Source organism: Thermosynechococcus sp. TG215 (genome assembly GCF_031583455.1).
Classification (GTDB): Bacteria; Cyanobacteriota; Cyanobacteriia; order Thermosynechococcales; family Thermosynechococcaceae; genus Thermosynechococcus.
In genome coordinates, this window is record NZ_CP134178.1 from 2,513,399 (window position 1) to 2,530,219 (window position 16,821).

At 55.1% G+C, this 16,821-nt stretch carries 16 protein-coding genes, 1 tRNA gene and 1 pseudogene; 7 read left to right on the forward strand and 11 right to left on the reverse strand.

Annotated elements, in window-relative coordinates; genetic code table 11:
- Positions 1 to 75 precede the first annotated feature (75 nt).
- Entirely contained in the window at positions 76 to 363 is a 288-nt protein-coding gene (locus RHJ02_RS12265) for a 4a-hydroxytetrahydrobiopterin dehydratase (RefSeq protein ID WP_206200398.1), read from the reverse strand.
- Between the two features lie 43 nt (positions 364 to 406).
- On the reverse strand, positions 407 to 709 hold the full coding sequence (rpsN, locus tag RHJ02_RS12270; RefSeq protein ID WP_011057663.1) for a 30S ribosomal protein S14: 303 nt from the start codon (positions 707 to 709) through the stop codon (positions 407 to 409).
- Between the two features lie 98 nt (positions 710 to 807).
- Between rpsN and cysS the strand changes: the two genes are divergently transcribed.
- Together cysS and pyrE are read left to right on the forward strand one after the other, a co-directional pair.
- Positions 808 to 2,274, forward strand: a complete 1,467-nt coding sequence (gene cysS / locus RHJ02_RS12275; RefSeq protein WP_310800275.1) for a cysteine--tRNA ligase — start codon at positions 808 to 810, stop codon at positions 2,272 to 2,274.
- Between the two features lie 14 nt (positions 2,275 to 2,288).
- On the forward strand, positions 2,289 to 2,858 hold the full coding sequence (gene pyrE / locus RHJ02_RS12280; RefSeq protein WP_302677386.1) for an orotate phosphoribosyltransferase: 570 nt from the start codon (positions 2,289 to 2,291) through the stop codon (positions 2,856 to 2,858).
- On the opposite strand, the gene purB is transcribed toward pyrE, so the two are convergent.
- Genes purB through ftsH form a run of 4 tightly spaced genes read right to left on the reverse strand, consistent with a single transcriptional unit; the run spans position 2,855 to position 9,410 of the window.
- Positions 2,855 to 4,150, reverse strand: coding sequence for an adenylosuccinate lyase (purB, locus tag RHJ02_RS12285; RefSeq protein ID WP_206200401.1), 1,296 nt, complete (start codon positions 4,148 to 4,150; stop codon positions 2,855 to 2,857). The two genes, pyrE and purB, sit on opposite strands and share 4 nt — an antisense overlap.
- A 52-nt stretch (positions 4,151 to 4,202) precedes the next feature.
- Positions 4,203 to 5,291: an LOG family protein gene (locus RHJ02_RS12290; RefSeq protein WP_206200402.1), complete on the reverse strand. Its 1,089-nt coding sequence runs from the start codon at positions 5,289 to 5,291 to the stop codon at positions 4,203 to 4,205.
- A gap of 31 nt (positions 5,292 to 5,322) precedes the next feature.
- Positions 5,323 to 7,467: an ATP-binding protein gene (locus RHJ02_RS12295; RefSeq protein WP_310800276.1), complete on the reverse strand. Its 2,145-nt coding sequence runs from the start codon at positions 7,465 to 7,467 to the stop codon at positions 5,323 to 5,325.
- Positions 7,468 to 7,481: 14 nt separating this feature from the next.
- Positions 7,482 to 9,410: an ATP-dependent zinc metalloprotease FtsH gene (gene ftsH, locus RHJ02_RS12300; protein ID WP_310743119.1), complete on the reverse strand. Its 1,929-nt coding sequence runs from the start codon at positions 9,408 to 9,410 to the stop codon at positions 7,482 to 7,484.
- Between the two features lie 136 nt (positions 9,411 to 9,546).
- On the opposite strand from ftsH, the gene RHJ02_RS12305 reads away from it, so the two are divergent.
- Both RHJ02_RS12305 and RHJ02_RS12310 read left to right on the forward strand, forming a co-directional pair.
- Positions 9,547 to 11,346, forward strand: coding sequence for an aspartate kinase (locus tag RHJ02_RS12305; protein WP_206200405.1), 1,800 nt, complete (start codon positions 9,547 to 9,549; stop codon positions 11,344 to 11,346).
- Complete coding sequence (locus RHJ02_RS12310) at positions 11,333 to 12,247, forward strand: DMT family transporter (protein WP_310743863.1); 915 nt, start codon at positions 11,333 to 11,335, stop codon at positions 12,245 to 12,247. Before RHJ02_RS12305 ends, RHJ02_RS12310 begins: the two co-directional genes overlap by 14 nt.
- On the opposite strand, the gene RHJ02_RS12315 is transcribed toward RHJ02_RS12310, so the two are convergent.
- Positions 12,237 to 12,596 (reverse strand): hypothetical protein, encoded by a 360-nt coding sequence (locus RHJ02_RS12315; RefSeq protein ID WP_206200407.1) that lies wholly within the window; start codon positions 12,594 to 12,596, stop codon positions 12,237 to 12,239. The genes RHJ02_RS12310 and RHJ02_RS12315 overlap by 11 nt on opposite strands.
- Before the next feature lie 78 nt (positions 12,597 to 12,674).
- Between RHJ02_RS12315 and prmC the strand changes: the two genes are divergently transcribed.
- Positions 12,675 to 13,550, forward strand: coding sequence for a peptide chain release factor N(5)-glutamine methyltransferase (gene prmC / locus RHJ02_RS12320; RefSeq protein ID WP_302678440.1), 876 nt, complete (start codon positions 12,675 to 12,677; stop codon positions 13,548 to 13,550).
- Here prmC and RHJ02_RS12325 read toward each other — a convergent pair.
- Positions 13,547 to 13,810: a DUF3493 domain-containing protein gene (locus RHJ02_RS12325; protein WP_149819902.1), complete on the reverse strand. Its 264-nt coding sequence runs from the start codon at positions 13,808 to 13,810 to the stop codon at positions 13,547 to 13,549. The genes prmC and RHJ02_RS12325 overlap by 4 nt on opposite strands.
- A gap of 107 nt (positions 13,811 to 13,917) precedes the next feature.
- On the opposite strand from RHJ02_RS12325, the gene RHJ02_RS12330 reads away from it, so the two are divergent.
- Complete coding sequence (locus RHJ02_RS12330) at positions 13,918 to 14,496, forward strand: M23 family metallopeptidase (protein WP_206200409.1); 579 nt, start codon at positions 13,918 to 13,920, stop codon at positions 14,494 to 14,496.
- A gap of 19 nt (positions 14,497 to 14,515) precedes the next feature.
- Here RHJ02_RS12330 and RHJ02_RS12335 read toward each other — a convergent pair.
- Positions 14,516 to 14,589 (reverse strand) — tRNA-Asp (locus RHJ02_RS12335).
- A 63-nt stretch (positions 14,590 to 14,652) separates the two neighbouring features.
- Here RHJ02_RS12335 and RHJ02_RS12340 point away from each other — a divergent pair.
- A complete protein-coding gene (locus tag RHJ02_RS12340) occupies positions 14,653 to 15,039 on the forward strand; it encodes a HEAT repeat domain-containing protein (RefSeq protein WP_302678443.1) in 387 nt (128 codons plus the stop codon).
- Here the strand turns inward: RHJ02_RS12340 and RHJ02_RS12345 are convergent.
- Positions 14,992 to 15,796: pseudogene (locus tag RHJ02_RS12345) on the reverse strand (IS630 family transposase). The gene RHJ02_RS12340 and the pseudogene RHJ02_RS12345 sit on opposite strands and share 48 nt — an antisense overlap.
- A 530-nt stretch (positions 15,797 to 16,326) precedes the next feature.
- Positions 16,327 to 16,764 carry a single-stranded DNA-binding protein gene (locus tag RHJ02_RS12350; protein WP_206200411.1) on the reverse strand — a complete coding sequence of 146 codons (438 nt, stop codon included), beginning with the start codon at positions 16,762 to 16,764 and terminating at the stop codon, positions 16,327 to 16,329.
- Between the last annotated feature and the right edge of the window lie 57 nt (positions 16,765 to 16,821).

Sequence of the window (16,821 nt, forward strand, 5' to 3'; positions counted from 1 at the left end):
ATCGCGGGCACTACTCCCTATCGTAGTTCTGTCTTTTTCGCCCAATCCTTAAATATTGGCAAATGCTGACGAAAGTTATGCCGCGGCCAGATCGGAGATCACCTTGGCCAGATCAATGTCCTTTTGGGTAATGCCGCCGGCATCATGCGTCGTAAGGCAGACCGTCACCCGATTCCAAGAAATGGATAAATCAGGGTGATGTCCGGCCTGCTCAGCGGGATCTACCAGACGATTGACAAAGGCAATGGAGCCAAGAAAATCCTTGAAAACAAATGTTTGCTCAAGGCGATCGCCCGCCAATTTCCAGCCCGCTAGGTTTGCTAGTTGTGCCTCAATATCGGCTGGAGAGAGTCGCTCTGCCATGGTTGTGCCTCAACCCTATTAGCTCTAGGGTAGCAGAGGCAATTTACCAACTGGACTTGACCACCCCCGGCAGCAACCCTTGGTGAGCCATTTCCCGCAGGGCATTGCGGCAGAGGCCAAAATCACGATAATAACCACGAGGACGACCTGTCAACCAGCAGCGATTCCGTAGCCGCGAAGGGGCACTATTGCGGGGCAACCGTTGCAGTTGACGATGGATGCTCATGATCTCTTCTTGGGTTTCGGCGCTGGCCAGTTGAGCCTTGAGTTCTTGGCGTTTGCTGGCGTATTTAGCAACAAGCCGTTGCCGCTTTTTTTCCCGTTCGATCATGCTTTTTTTGGCCATGGGGGTGTGTTTGTCCTCGATAATGATGAATTTGGTATCCTATATCCTATCAAAGAGCGATTTGCTGCTGCAACTGTTGATCCTTGCGGGGTGTTTCTGTGCCCTTACATCTGTACAACACACTGTCTCGCCGCCTTGAACCCTTCTCGCCCCTGCACCCAGAGCGGGTGACGATCTATGCCTGTGGTGTCACGGTGTATGACTACTGCCATTTGGGGCACGCCCGTTCCTATGTGGCTTGGGATGTGCTGCGCCGCTATCTCACGTTCTTGGGCTACGTGGTGCACTATGTGCAAAATTTTACCGATATTGATGACAAGATTTTGCGCCGCGCCCATGAAAACGGCGAGACGATGGCCACAGTGAGCGATCGCTACATTGCCGCCTACCACGAGGACATGGCGGCCTTGAATATCCTACCTGCCACTGCTTATCCCCGCGCGACAGAGGTGATTCCAGAAATTATTCACCTCATTCAAGGGCTACTGGATCGCGGCTATGCCTACGTGGCCGGCGGGGATGTTTACTATGCCGTGGCACAATTTCCCAGCTATGGCAAGCTCTCCGGGCGCCAGCTTGAGCAACTCATGGCCGGTGCCAGTGGCCGCATTGAGGAAGAGGAGGAGCAGCGCAAACGCCATCCCCTTGATTTTGCCCTCTGGAAAGCCGCAAAGCCGGAGGAAATGGCTGTTTATGACCCGTGGGAAGCCCCTTGGGGTAAAGGGCGCCCCGGCTGGCACATTGAATGCTCGGCAATGGTGCGACAGGCCTTTGGGGCAACGGTGGATATTCATTGCGGTGGCATGGATTTAATTTTCCCCCACCACGAGAATGAAATTGCCCAATCGGAGGCGGTGACGCAACAGCCCCTAGCCCGATTTTGGCTCCACAACGGTTTTGTTACCGTCAACACTGAGAAAATGTCCAAGTCCTTGGGGAATTTCACAACCATTCGTGATCTGCTGGCTCAGGGGGTGGATGCCATGGCCTTGCGCCTGTTGGTTTTGCAGGCTCAGTACCGCAAACCCTTGGACTTTACGCCAGAGGCACTGACCGCCGCTGCCAAGGGCTGGCAAACCCTGAAGGAGGCGCTACAGCTCAATCGGCAGCTCTCCCTGCCCGTCATTCATCCAGAGGGGGTCAAAGCTCACCCCAGTACCCAAGCCTTTTGTCAAGCTATGGATGAGGACTTGAACACCGCAGCAGCTCTAGCGGTCATTTTTGAACTGGCCAAAGTCCTGAATCGTGAGCAGCATCGCTATCTCCACGGGGGAGACTGGGGGCGATCGCCCGCTGAAATCAGCCGCGACTGGCACACCCTAGTCACTCTTGCTCAGGTTTTGGGTCTAGAGGCAAAAGCAGAGGCACAAGCTGCGTCAACGGTTGGCCTAACCGATGAGGAGATTCGAGAGTTAATTGCTGCTCGCACCGCTGCCCGCCAAGCCAAGAACTATGCGGAGAGCGATCGCCTGCGGGATCTCCTTTTGGCTCAAGGGGTCAAACTCGTGGATCAAAAGGACGGCACCACCCATTGGTTTCGCGTGCCCGCTGGCTCAACCCCCTAACTGTGGAGAACACTATGCACGATTCCCTTGCTGACCTGCGTCAGGAACTCTTGGCGCTGCTGTGCCGCGATGCCTACCGTGCCGGCGAGTTTATCCTTTCCTCTGGCCAAAAAAGCCACTACTACATCAACTGCAAACCTGTGACCCTATCAGCGCGGGGCGCTTACCTTGTGGGGCGGCTCTTCTTGGCGCAGTTAGCCCCTGAAGCGGTGGCGGTGGCGGGTCTCACCCTTGGGGCGGATCCCTTGGTGGTGGCAGTGAGCGTGCTCTCCAATGTGCACGGGCAGGATCGGGCAGCGCTGATTGTGCGCAAGGAAGCCAAAGGCCACGGCACGATGAGCTTTATTGAAGGTCCCCCCTTGCCCCAAGGGGCGGTGGTCACGGTGCTTGAGGATGTGATCACGACGGGGGGGTCTGCCCTCAAGGCGGTGCTGCGGCTCCAAGAGGCAGGCTATGTGGTCAATGAGGTTCTGGCCATTGTCGATCGCCAAGCGGGCGGGGAAGCTGCCTTTGCCGCTCAAGGAATACCCCTGCGATCGCTCTTTCGGATTAGCGACCTCGAAGCCTACCTCAATGCGGTCTAAATTCCCAACCGCTGGTAAATTTCCTCGAGGTACTTGAGGTGATGTTCAGGGTTAAAGCAGGCCTCGAGTTCCTCTGGTGTCAGGTAGCGCTGAATCTCTGGATCCCCTTTGAGGTTGGCAGCAAAGTCACCGTTGGGTTGATTCCACGCGGCATGGGCATGTTTTTGCACCAAGGCATAGGCAGCTTCGCGACTCAGCCCCTTCTCCACCAGCGCCAAGAGCACCCGCTGACTAAAGATGACACCGCCGTAGCAGTTCATATTGCGGCGCATATTTTCGGGATAGACCTGCAGCGTCTGCACCAAGTCAGTCATTTCCACCAGCATAAAGTGGCTGAGAATCGAGCTATCGGGCAAAATCACCCGTTCCACCGCACTGTGGGAAATATCCCGCTCATGCCAGAGGGCAACATTTTCAAGGGCAGCCAAAGCATTCCCCCGCAGCACCCGCGCTAGACCGGTCAGTCGTTCGGAACGAATGGGATTGCGTTTGTGGGGCATCGCAGAGGAGCCTTTTTGTCCCTTCGAGAAGAATTCCTCGACTTCAAGGACATCGGTGCGCTGAAGATTGCGAATCTCAACAGCAAAGCGCTCGAGGCTGGCTCCCAAGAGGGCAAGGGTTTGGGCATAGTCGGCATGGCGATCGCGGGAAATCACCTGTGTTGAAGCGGTATCGGGTTGGAGACCGAGTTTTTGGCAGGCGATCGCCTCCACCCGCGGATCCACATTGGCATAGGTGCCCACTGCCCCCGAAATTTTGCCTACGGCCACGGTGCGCTGCAATTGGCACAGGCGATCGCGATGGCGCAGCAATTCCGCCAGCCAACCCGCGAGTTTGAACCCAAAGGTAATGGGTTCGGCATGAATCCCATGACTGCGTCCCACCATCACCGTATAGCGATGTTCTTGGGCACGGTGGCGCACTGCCTGAATGAGCTGCTCCAACTGCTCTTGAATCAGCGTTAGACTGGCCACCAATTGCAGGGCTAAACCGGTGTCGAGGACATCGGAACTGGTCAAGCCAAGGTGAATATAGCGGCCGGCATCGCCAACATGTTCGTTGACATTGGTGAGGAAGGCAATGACATCGTGCTTTACCTCTGCCTCAATTTCCAGCACCCGTTGGGGGTCAAACTTGGCCTTGGCTTTGATTTCAGCAACGGCGTCAGCAGGAATATGTCCCAGTTCCGCTTGGGCTTCGCAGACCGCAATCTCAACATCCAGCCATGTTTTTAATTTGTAGGCATCCGTCCAGAGATTCCCCATTGGGGCAAGGGTATAGCGTTCGATCATGGGCGTATGTATCTCTAAGGGTGATCAAAAACGGTCATCTGGGGGCGATCGCCTATTTGCGTTCGGGATGGTACACAGTTTCCGCCGTGGCAAAGCCATTGAGGCGATAGATGAGTTGGTAAAGACGGCTGTAGTCCCGCTGGTTAAAGTGCAGGATCAATCGCGGCAGGTGGAGCGTGTGGGTCAAGGCAGGACGGTTAATGGGTTGCTCGTCTTCCACTTCCCGAGGCAACGGTTCAGCGCGTTCAATCTGCCCCGACACGAGGATGTCTTGAAAATCGCGATTGAGTTCTGCCAAGGCGGCATCACTAATGTCTTGGTTCAACCGCAGCACCAAGCGATCGCCCACATAGCGGCTAGAGTGATAGACACGATAAAAGCCACTGAGGTAAGCCAACCCCTCCTCAACACTGGTGCAGATGCGGTAGAGTTCCTGATCTTCACGGTTAATTAGTCCCTTGGCTGCCAGTTCTTCACGAATAAATCGATCCCAATGTTGCCAGTAGGTACCACCGGGAATGTCCATCAAGACCAAGGGTTTAGGGGGGGCTTTGCCCGTTTGACAGAGAGTCAAGCATTCAAAGGCTTCATCTTGGGTGCCAAAGCCACCAGGAAATACAGCAATGGCATCGGTTTCCTTGAGCAAAAAGAGCTTGCGCGTAAAGAAGTACTTGAAGTGAATCAGACGCGGATCCCCTTCAATATAGGGGTTAGCCCCCTGCTCAAAGGGGAGTTCAATGTTCAGGCCAAAGGACTTATTGGAGCCTGCCCCTTTGTTGCCAGCCTCCATGATGCCACCCCCGGCACCGGTGATAATCATAAACCCCGTGGCACTCGCCGCTTGGGCAAAGGCCACCGCCATTTCATAGACAGGCGCCGTGGAGGGAGTGCGTGCCGATCCAAAGATCGAAATTTTGCGGGTATGGCGATAGGGGGCAAAGACCCGCAGGGCTTGGTGCATATCCCGCAGGCAGGAACGCAGAATCTTCCAATCTAGTCGTTCCAGTTCCTCATCAGCAATATCCAGAAAAAGTTGCAGGGCTTGGTAAATCACGTCGCCGTGGGGCACCCTATCCAAGCGACGAATTAACTGTTCAAGGTCTTGCTGTAGGCTACTTAAAGCGACTCGCGAAAGGGTCATGGCACCCTAAGAACGTTAGCACCCTATTTTATCAGGCAGCGGGATCACCTGATGCAGTGGGTAGGCTGAGGGTAAAGGTGGTAATGCCCGCTTCACTGTCGGCGCTAATTTCACCCTGCAATTGCTCCACGAGTTTTTGGGTGAGGGCAAGGCCTAAACCCGTTCCCCCCTGTTGCCACGGATCGGCATTGGGAATGCGATAAAACTTTTCAAAGATGCGCGGTAGCTCCTCACTAGGAATCTCTGAGGGATTACTCACTTGAATTTGCAGGCGATCGCCCCCGATTGGATCAAAACGGACAACAATCTGTGCGCCAGCAGGGCTGTACTTACAGGCATTGTTGAGTAACTCTGCCAAGATGCGGGCTAAGGCATGGCGGTTGGAGAGGAGGGGCGGCAACGTGGCGGGGCGCAAAATCTCAAGGGATTGCTGCCGCTGTTGCATGCGGTTGCGGAAGGGTTCGAGCACCGAGGGCAGCCAACTGTCGAGATCAATCACCTCCTGTTGAATCTGGCTGCGCCCTGCCTCTAGGCGTTGCAGATCCAGCAAATCATTGATCAATTCCGTTTCGCGGTTGCACTCATTGGCGAGAATGTCGAGGTAGCGTTTCTGGCGATCGTCGGTGGCAAATTGCTTCAGCATATAGATGGCCATTTTCATATTGGCCATGGGGGTACGCAACTCGTGGGAAACGGTGCTCAAGAAATCATCCTTAATGGCATTGAGCCGCTCTAGCTCCTGCATTTTCTGTTCCAGTTCGGCAGTACGGGCGCGCACTTGGCGCTCCAAATCCGCATTGAGTTCTTGTACCTGTTGGTAAAGCTGCGCTTGGTGAATGGCGAGGGCACACTGATCGGCAATGGTTTTGACGAGGCTTAAATCTTCTGGTGTCCAAGACTTGGGCAGGGTTTGTTGCCAAAGCTGGCGATCGCTCGCCAAAACGGACGTTGCCTCACTGGGTTCCCACTCCCAATCGAGGAGCGTAATTTGCCCGAGGAGTTGGCCGAGGTAAATCAGCGGGGTGATTACCAAAGCGTTGACGTTGAAGGTTCTGAGATCTGTTTGCAGCGGCTGCGGTAAATCCGTACAACTCGCCGCCAAGACCACCTGTTCACCCTTGCTGAGGGCGGGTTCAAAGAGGGCGATCGCCTGCTGGTTGAGAGCAATCAAGTGGTTGGGTAAGCTGACAAATTGAGGACGGCTGGCATAGGTAGGGCTATTGGGCGCATGGGTTTGCGTAATCAGGCAGAGGGTCGATCCCAAGGCTTCTAGGAGTAAATCAGCGGTAATTTGCAGAACTTCCGCTGCCACCATAGTGGTACGCATGGCTTGAATGATGCGGTTAATGATGGCCTCACGGCGGGCTTGGTTGCGCAGTTGTTCCTCGGCTCGCTTGCGATCGGTGACATCCATGACATAGCTGCGGATCAGCTCACTTTCATAGATGTAGTGAATGGATTGCTCGTAGATGCGCCCTTGGTACTCCACCTCCCGCACATGCACTTTTTCTTGGGTTTGCTTCATGTAGCGTGCGAGTTCCGGCAATCCCAGCAATAGAGGATGAGTCAACTTCTGTTGCTGTAGATCTCGAAACTGTATCACTGCCGCTGGATTGAGATACGTCACCCTCCCCTCTAAATCCACTTCCAAAATTGGGTTGGGCGTCAGCTCCGGATAGGAGGCCAAGCGCACTAAGGCCGCTTCACTAAAATTCTCGATATTACCTTCACTGAGGGGGACAAGTGTTGCAAAGGGATTGGTGCTTTTGGAGAGAAATCCTAAGACATCGGTACTGCGGCAAAAATCCTGAAACTCCGTATCCGTCATGTTCGTCAAGGTCAAGTAGCGGGCACGCACATCGCCGCCAAACACAATCATGTCACCGCCACGCAAATCATGGGCAACAATCCGCTGGCCATTGACCAGAGTGCCATTCGTACTGCGCTTGCCCTGCAAATCACCATCAATGAGGCGAAAAAGATGGCTATTGGTTTCAGGACTGGTCACCCGTAGGAGAATAGCGTGCTGCCGTGACACCATCTTGGAGTGCAGGACAATTGAATTCGTTGGATCGCGACCGATGGAATAAGTGGCTGCCTCTAGCAAAATAGGTCGCCGCCCCTCACTGTCTTCGAGGACTAACAGGTGGCGGACTGCCTGCCGCTCGTGGCTCACCGTTGCCTCCTTGCCTAGGACGGCTGGGCACCCTGACGAAAGGATACTGGTGTCGCTGTCACCTTCCAAGTGGGTTCTTTGACAGGTAGGGTAGTATATTGGCGCACCAAGGCACGGAACTCATCACCGTCAATGGTTTCTTTCTCAAGGAGCAGCTCCACCAGCTTATCAATGGCCACCCGATGCTCGCGGATCAGTTTGCGGGCAATCTCGTAGCAGTGCATAACAATCTCGCGCACTTGGTGGTCAATTTGCACGGCCACAGCTTCAGAATATTCAGCGCGCGGCATGAGATCTCGACCCAGAAAGACCTCGTTGCCCGGCGTTTCAAGGGCTAAGTGTCCCAAGTCCGACATGCCGTAACGGGTCACCATTTCCCGCGCCAGATTGGCCACTGCTCGCAAGTCGCTACTGGCACCCACGGTGACTTCAGCATCGCCAAAGATTTCCACTTCGGCAGCGCGCCCCCCCAATAGAATGGTGATCTCGTCGAGGAGCCATGCGCGGGTATAGAGGCCACTATCCACCCGCTCTTCATCAAAGATTTGCTGGGCAAAGCCGCCAACGCCCCCAGACCGGGGAATAATGGTCACTTTATTGAGGGGATCCGCATGTTTCAAGAGCGTCATCAGTAGAGCATGACCCACTTCGTGGTAGGCAATCAGCCACTTTTTCTTGCTGTCGAGGAGGGGAGTGAGCGTCATGCCAATCGTCACGCGATCAATGGCATCGTCAATTTCGGCATTGGTAATGGCCGGTTTGCGACGCCGAGCAGTAAGAATTGCGGCTTCATTGAGGAGGTTGGCCAGTTCGGCACCCGAAAAGCCGGGGGTACGGCGGGCGATCGCCTCTAGGGACACCTCGGGAGCAATTTTCTTGTGCCGCGCATGGACTTGGAGAATTTGCAGGCGTCCCTTGTAGCTGGGCAAATCCACGGTAATTTGGCGGTCAAAGCGACCCGGACGCAGGAGGGCAGCATCCAAAACATCGGGGCGGTTCGTTGCCGCAATCACAATAATGCCCGTATTCCCCTCAAAGCCATCCATTTCCGTCAGGAGTTGATTGAGGGTTTGCTCGCGCTCATCATTGCCACCGCCAATGCCGGCACCCCGTTGGCGACCGACGGCATCAATTTCATCAATAAACACCAGACAAGGGGCGTTTTCTTTAGCCTTTCTGAAGAGATCCCGCACACGGGAGGCACCGACGCCCACAAACATTTCCACAAATTCAGAACCAGAAATGGAAAAGAAGGGAACCCCGGCTTCACCGGCGATCGCCTTGGCAAGGAGCGTTTTTCCGGTTCCTGGTGGCCCAACTAGCAGCACCCCCTTGGGAATACGGGCACCAATGGAGGTAAATTTCTCTGAATTCTTGAGAAAGGTCACAACTTCCTGCAGCTCTTCTTTGGCCTCTTCAATCCCAGCCACATCGCCAAAGGTCACCCCCGTTTGTGCCTCCATTTGAAAGCGGGCGCGGGATTTACCAAAGTTGAGAATCTGCCCAGGGCCGCCGGGGGCATTACTCGCCCGCCGCAAAATCATCAGGAATAAAATCAGCAGAAAGAAGCCCAGCATCAAGTTAGAAATGACGCCAACCACTGCCCCATCACTGCTAGAGGGCACCACCCGCACCGTCGTGTCATAGCGGGTACTCACTTGGCGCAGCAGTTCTACAAGTTCAGGATTGCGATCAAAGAGCCGTACCTCCTGGGGGGGAGATTGTTCGGGTTGATCTTTACGGCGAAACTTGGCTAGCCCCTGTTCCTGATAGAGTTCGACGGAGCTGACTTCACCCGCCTTGAGGGCATTGAGGAATTGACTGTAGGAAACGGTGTTGTTATTGCTCGATTGCGCTAAACCAATGTGAGTGGGAGCTAACGAGAGACCCACGACCAAAGCCAGTTGACTCAGCCGTTGGGAAAGGCGTTGAGCGTATTTCATCGGCACCCGTTTCCGAAATTCAGTTCTAATTTCCAGTTTAACAGCGATTTTTTAGTTCCCTAGCGCCCTGGATCAGCCACAGCCAAGAATCACCGCCCTAAATATAAAATAGGACAGCATTCTCTTTAGAACGCCCATGGGACTGATTGTACAAAAGTATGGCGGTACGTCCGTCGGTAGTGTCGAGCGCATTCAAGCGGTAGCCCGCAGAGTCAAGGCAACTGTGGCAGCGGGACATCAGGTAGTGGTGGTGGTCTCGGCCATGGGCAAAACCACGGATAGCTTGGTGCAACTGGCCTATGCCATTAGCGATCGCCCCAGTCAGCGGGAAATGGATATGCTGCTTTCCACGGGGGAGCAGGTCTCGATCGCCCTGTTGACGATGGCGCTCCATGCCTTGGGGGAACCCGCCATCTCCCTCACCGGTGCCCAAGTGGGCATTGTCACCGAACCGGCCCACACCCGTGCCCGCATTCTCCACATTGAAACCCAGCGCCTCGAACGGCACCTCAAAGAAGGACAAGTGGTGGTTGTGGCCGGCTTTCAGGGGATTACTGCTGCTGCGGATTTTGAAGTCACCACCCTTGGGCGGGGTGGCTCGGATACCTCGGCTGTGGCCTTGGCGGCGGCGCTGCGGGCGGATTGCTGCGAAATTTACACCGATGTCCCCGGCATTTTGACCACGGATCCGCGACTGGTGCCCAATGCCCAACTCATGAGTGAGATTACCTGCGATGAAATGCTGGAGTTGGCGAGCCTAGGGGCAAAGGTCTTGCACCCCCGCGCCGTGGAGATTGCCCGCAACTATGGCGTGGATTTGGTGGTGCGCTCCAGTTGGACGGATGATCCCGGTACCCGTGTCATTGCACCATCGCGGCCGCCGCGTCCCGTGGAAAATCTTGAACTGGGCAAACCTGTGGATGGGGTGGCGCTGGATACGGATCAGGCGAAGGTGGCACTACTGCGGGTGGCCGATCGCCCCGGCGTTGCGGCACAGCTTTTTGGCGAACTGGCACGGCAAAATCTTGATGTGGATTTAATTATCCAATCCATTCACGAAGGTCAGACGAACGACATTGCCTTCACCGTGCAAAAGCGCGTTCTTAAACAAGCCGAGGCTGTTGCTGTGGCCTTTTATCCCCGCTTGAATCCACGGGTTGAAGAGACGGATGTGCTCGTGGATGCCGACATTGCCAAGGTGAGTATCACCGGTGCCGGGATGATTGGCCGACCGGGGGTGGCCGCTCAGATGTTTTCGGCCTTGGCGGCAGCGGGCATTAACCTACAAATGATTTCCACCTCTGAAGTGAATGTCAGTTGTACAGTGGCCGCAGCGGATGCAGGTCGAGCGATCGCTGTTCTCTCCCAAACCTTTGATGTGGAAGCCGCCACCACTGTCCCCCAAGAAACCCCCGATGCCCCAGCGGTGCGGGGCGTTGCCCTTGATCCCAAGCAGGCGCGGATTGCGATTCGCGATGTGCCCGATCGCCCCGGTATGGCGGCGGCAATTTTCCAGACCCTTGCGGATGCCGCCATTAGCGTGGATATGATTATCCAATCCCAGCGATCGCGCTCCCTCGGGGGTGTGATGACCCGCGATATTGCCTTTACGGTGGCCTCTGCCGATGCCGAGCGAGCCACGGAACTACTCAAGGGGGTTCAGAGCCAATTGGGCTACGGCGACATCCTCATAGATACGGCGATCGCCAAAGTGAGCATTGTTGGTGTGGGGATGATCCACCGTCCGGGGATTGCTGCCCAAATGTTTGCGGCCCTTGCCCGTGAAAACATCAACATTCAAATGATTGCTACCTCGGAAATTCGCGTGAGTTGTGTGGTGGCAGAATCGGAGGGGGTGCGGGCGCTGCGGGCGGTGCATACAGCCTTTGGTTTAGATGGTGAGGCTCCCGTCGTCATTCCCGATGTCGGTAAATAGACCGCCCTATTGGCAAATTGCCCTTGTCCTCGGCGTGGGCGTGTTGGCGGTTTCTACAGCTGCTGTGCTGGTGCGCTGGGGTGTTGCTGATTTAGCCACCGATTCCCTAGGCATGACCGTGGGGTTGAGCATTTTCTTGGCCAGTGGTCGCCTCAGTTTGGCTGCTCTCTTTTTGACCCCGCAACTTTACACGTGGCCGTGGCTAGACCTGACTCGCCAAAATCTGCGTTGGGCACTGGCGGCTGGGGTTGCCCTTGCGGCGCACTTTAGCCTCTGGTTCACCTCACTGCACTACACCTCGGTGGCAGCCTCAACCACATTGGTGACCACAACGCCCATCTGGTCGGCGCTCGTCGGGTACCTTTGGCAGCGACAAACCCTTCAACCCCGTGCTTGGGTGGGCATGGCGATCGCCCTTGGCGGCAGCGCCCTAATTGGGACGGCAGAACCGACGAGTGCTGTGGCAAGGAACCCCCTACTCGGAAATGCGCTGGCGATCGCGGCGGCGTGGGCGGTCAGTGCCTACTTTATCTGTGGTCAAGCGGCTCAAAAGGCGGGTCTGGCGATTCACCACTACGCCCTTGTGGCCTATGCCACTGCTGCCTTGGTTCTCTTGCCCCTGCCGCCACTGCTGGGTCTGACTTACGGAGGTTGGCCGCTGAAGCTCTATGGTGCGATTCTCCTGCTGGCTTTGATCCCCCAGTTGGTGGGGCACACCAGTCTCAATTGGGGGGTGCGTTGGCTTTCCCCTACATGGGTAACTCTTCTGGTGTTGGCAGAACCGATTGCTGCGAGTCTCTTTGCCCTGCTGCTCTTTGGTGAGGTGCCGACAACGGCAGTGATGACGGGGGGCAGTCTGGTGCTGGTGGGTTTAAGTGTAGCACTGTGGCCTAGTCCCTAGGGGGGTTCGGCGATCGCCGCCGCTGTTTGAGGGTATCCAAAGCATCCCCCAAGGCGGTAATGAGTCCCTCACGGGTACGGGCATGATTTTGCCGTTCCTCCTCTAGGGCACGCCGTAGCCGTTCATTGTCCAAGAGGGCTTCAATCAGTTGTGCCTGAAGTTCGGCAACAGAGGTTTCACTGCGCACGCGGGCCTCAATCCGTGCCCGTTCGTCCGCCCATTCCGGGGCTTCGGGATCTACAGGCGGTGGGGGCGGTTCAGGAACCAGTGACGGCAGTTCATTTGCTCGCGCCTGCGCCCGTTGCAGTTGCTCTTGCAGACGTTGAAGCTGTTCCTGAAAATCTGCCACAGTGGATAAGGCACAGTTAGAAATTCTAGGGCTATTTTGATACGAGTATCCTCAGAAAACAAGGGTCAAGATATATTCGTGAGTAGCGAGGCACTCCAAGCATGGTGGCACTGGGCACAGGCGATCATTCCAGCCCCTGAGCGCGAGAGTGGCCTACGGGAGTTAAAACAATTTCTCAGTGCCTTCACACAGTTGAGTCCCCTTGACATCACCCTGCGCCGATTTCCGCCCGAGATTCCTCTAAAACTGCCCCTTGCAGAACTCCAAGAGCGTTGGCAACGCCGCTGGCAGGAGCGGGTTCCCCTGCAATATCTCATTGGTACGGTTCACTGGCACGATCTGGAATTAGTTGTCACCCCCAGTGTGTTGATTCCTCGGCCAGAAACAGAGGAACTCCTAGAAGTGGTGGCAGTAACGGTACCCCCTTGGCAACAACAGGGGCATTGGCTGGATTTGGGTACGGGGAGTGGGGCGATCGCTATTGGCTTGGCGCGGTTATTTGCGGCGGCGCTGGTGCATGCCGTAGATTGTAGCCCTGAGGCCCTAGAGGTCGCGCAAGTCAATATTCAAAAGTACGCTTTGGGCGATCGCGTGCGTTGCTATGTTGGCAGTTGGTTTGCCCCCCTTACCCATCTGCAAGGGCAGGTGCAGGGCATTGTCAGTAATCCTCCCTATATTCCCACCCGCCTAGTGGCCACTCTCCAACCTGAGGTGCAGTACCATGAACCCCCCCTTGCCCTCGATGGTGGTGCGGATGGCTTGCAGGCAATTCGTCAGATTGTTGAGACGGCACCAGAGTATCTTCAGCCCCAAGGCTGGCTCTTTATCGAATTGATGGCAACCCAAGGGGAAGCTGTGGCAGCGCTAGCAATGGCCAGCCAAGCCTATGAACGAGTGGAAATTCTTCGGGATCTCAGTGGCCACGATCGCTTTTTGCTCGCTCAAGCAGTTTAGCCGCGATCCCAGCGCCAGAGGGCAACCATCAGGGCAACCACTCCGATTTGTAATGCCAGATTCCACACCAAATCGTTACCAGCAGTGCCCGCCAATCCCTTGAGGCCAAGGATAAAGGCACCCATGAGGCCGGAAGCGGCAAAAACGGCATAGAAAACGCGCCGTAGTCCCCGATAGGGAGCGGCTGCCTCGGCTCGCAGGCGATCGCGCAGAGTTGATTGAGTCACTTCAGCCGGTTGCTGGGGTTTGTGAGTAGCCATTTTGATTTTCCCATCACCTGAAAATATCCTACGTCCCTACAATGGGGAACGGTGTGCATCAATAACGGTCTAAGGCCGTAGGCCAAAAGAGATGTGAGGAGTTTGATATGCATTGGCAGCGAATCAGTGTAGCCCTGGCGATCGCCTTGGGTAGCACGGTTGCAATTCCCCAACTCAGTCAACCCTCCCAAAATACTGGTGCAGGGACACTCCGCTGGAGCGATGCTTCCTTTCCTGTGGAAAATTTCCAAGGCTATACCTCTCCCTTTGGCTACCGGCGATCGCCCACGGGGGAACCCACGACCGAATTTCACAATGGCCTTGATTTTGCTGCTCCTCAAGGGAGCTATATCCGTAATTGGTGGGTCGGGCAGGTGATTGAAGTTTCCGATCACACCGCCTGTGGCACACTGGTACGAATTCAATCGGGGGCTTGGGAACACGTTTACTGCCACATGATGGGGCGGGTTGAGCAGACCCCCCAAGGACGAGCCATGGTCGATCGCGCCGGTGGCATTTTCATCCTAGAGGGGCAGCGGGTACCCACGGGGGCACGTATTGGTCGAGTGGGCATGACAGGCCGCACCACCGGACCTCACCTTCACTGGACGCTCCGCCACCGAGGGCAATTGGTCAACCCTGCCGTGGTTCTACAGGCCATGTATGGTAGCCAGGCCCAACGATAACTTTCTGATTAAAAACTAACGGGACTGACGGGGCTCGAACCCGCAACTTCCGCCGTGACAGGGCGGTGCTCTAACCGATTGAACTACAGTCCCAATTTTTGAGCGATTTTTAGACTATCAGGAAAATCATGGCTTTGTCAACTGGTTAAATTTGCCTTGCTGGGCGATCGCCTGCGGGGCATCAATCAACTGCGTAGCCTTGACCCCAACGATGCCTTTCGGCTCATTCAACCCCTCAGCCAAGATGAAAATTCCCGTGTCCGCTACACTGCGGTGAGTCAAATTGCCAGCCTTGGGCACGTCAATCTCAATCAAGCCCATGACCTGTTGCGCGATCGCCTGCTCCATGACAGCGAAACGGATGTCCGTGCTGCCGCAGCGGATGCGATGGCTGCCCTACAAGTTCCCTTTGCCCTTGAAGATTTAGAAACGGCCTACCACAGTACCGATGATTGGCTGTTGCAGTTTATAGCAATTCTAATCAAGAATGAGACATCATCCAGCACAATACTTGCGAATCACCTCATCAATCGAACTGTTTGACCCTGCATACATCCGCGCTCGCTTCAACGCACTAAAGTTGTGCTCAATCACATTCAAATCAGGAGAGGATTTCGGTAAAAATAACACCTCGTGACCCGCCGCTTTCACCACTGCCTGAATCGCCCCTTTTGGATGAATCGGTGCATTATCCATCATCAACAACGACGGTCTCTTTAACGCCGGCAAACAGTACTGACTCAGCCAGCTCACAAACCCTAACGCATTCAAGTATCCGCAAAACAGCATTGGGGCGATGAAGTCTTTCTGGTATCTATACCGTCCTGCGACTCAACTCTCTCTTTTCTGACGCTTCCCCGCTCGCTCTCCATAAATTCGTTCGCCTCGCGCTGACCACCCATACTCACACTCCACCCAAGAGTCAAACCCCGTCTCATCGATAGACACCCCTGTTTCCTCCCCATGGCTCTCTACCCATGTGTTGAGCTGCTGTTGATACGCTTGTCGCTCTGCCTCACACCTTTCTTGGTAACGTATCTGTTTTCTTTCGAGTGATGCCCATCTGGGCGAGGGCATAACTAATGGTGGAAACTTGGACGCCAAATCGCTGGGCACGGTCGATTAAACGGTCATCGGGATGGGCAGCAACATCCGCTGCTAAGGCCGCCCAATCCAGTTTCCAAGGACGACGGGGGACAACCGTGGGCGCTAAGTCGTCTCGCTTCAGCCAGCGATGGATGGTGGCGCGACTGCCCTGAAAGATTTGAGTTGCTTCACTGATTTTGCCACCTTGCTGGATGTAGGAGACAACCCGCTCTCGTCAGTCCAAGCTATAGCTCATATTCTTGAGTAACATTCATGACGCTTTGAGTATAGCCTATCCCTCTTGAAAATATCTCACTCCCTTTCGAAATAGATATATACGAGCGACTAGGCATCCCCGCTCAGGGAAGGGTTAGAGATGAGTATCCACTAGTAGACACACCTTTTCTAAGTCGTAATGTGGATGCATGGATTGCTTTATACGGCGGACGCAGTAAGCTTATAGACGCAAAAGTCCGAGACCTTAGCAATAGTCCTCGACTACGTGCTAGCTATGCAAGGCGAATTTTTGATGCCTGTCCGACAGTTGCAAAGGTCATCTCTGGTTACGCTCCGGCTGCATGGCCCTATCATGAGGGTATGCATAGCTCATGGGTTGAAGCATTTGTTGTTCTGATGCCCGACGGTACTGTAAGAGAGGGTAAATGTTTTGACTGTAGTAGAGAGAATACAGGGCGGAATTTCAGATGGGGTGAGAGGATCTGTTCATCTTAAAAACTGCAATCCCTAGAAGGGTACCTCATCTAGGTTAATATCTTCGGGTTCGGGGGGTGGGGGTGCCACCTTCGGTGTGACAGGTGCAGTGGCTGCGGGTGTGGCCATGGGGGTGGTTGCCGGCTGTGCCGGATGATCCACAATATTGCCCTCAACGGTGTAGAAGCGGCTTACCACCAACTCGGCGCGTTTTTCTTTGAAACCTTCGGGGCGGTCAATGGTGTCCATTTTTAGCCGACCTTCTAAGATCAGGCGATCGCCCACTTTGCATTCTGCCTGCATTTTTTGCCCCAAATTGCCCCACGCCACTGTTCGCAAACTCATGGGTGGCTCTTCACTGCGCAGGCTAGCAAACTGCACCACCATTGTGGCCACCGCCATCTGATTTTCTTGGGTGTAGCGCAGTTCTGGCGCTTGAATCACTTCTGCAAAGAGGACGCAACTATTCATCCGATGAGCTTCCAACAGGTCGTGTTCTTTCCAGTATAGTCCCAACGGCTGCCGCGA